This window comes from Cryobacterium sp. 10I1 (assembly GCF_035019805.1).
In the GTDB taxonomy this organism is placed as follows: domain Bacteria; phylum Actinomycetota; class Actinomycetes; order Actinomycetales; family Microbacteriaceae; genus Cryobacterium; species Cryobacterium glucosi.
Window position 1 is genome coordinate 1 of the sequence record NZ_JASJVF010000561.1, and the last position, 470, is coordinate 470.

The window sequence follows — 470 nt, forward strand, 5'->3', positions numbered from 1 at the left end:
ACGTGCGCTCGATCGACTGGCGGGCTACGGCGCGGCACAACGACGTGGTCGTGCGCACCTGGCGACCGGAGCGCGACCGGCGGGTGGTCATCGTGATCGACACCGGACGCACCTCCGCCGCGCGGATCGACAACGAGACGAGGCTCGACACCGCGTTCGAGGCGGCGCTGCTGCTCGCCGCGCTCGCGTCGAAGGCCGGAGACCGTGTCGACATGGTCGCCTTCGACCGGCGGGTGCGCGGCCGGGTGCAGGGCGCGCAGGGCGCAGAACTGCTGTCGCGGATGGTCGACACCCTTGCGGTGATCGACCCCGAACTCCTCGAAATGGACTGGGCCGGAGTGCCGGCCCAGGTGCGCGCGATCACGAGCCAGCGCGCCCTCGTCGTGCTGCTGACCTCGATCGATGCCGCGGGGGCGTCGACCGGACTGCTCGCGGTACTGCCCCAGCTGACCCGCCGCCACACCGTCGTC

The 470-nt window shown here is 72.1% G+C and carries 1 protein-coding gene; it reads left to right on the forward strand.

Going from position 1 to position 470, the window contains the following annotated elements:
• A partial coding sequence (locus tag QN345_RS19780) for a DUF58 domain-containing protein (protein ID WP_323509209.1) occupies window positions 1–470 on the forward strand: 470 nt, incomplete at both ends.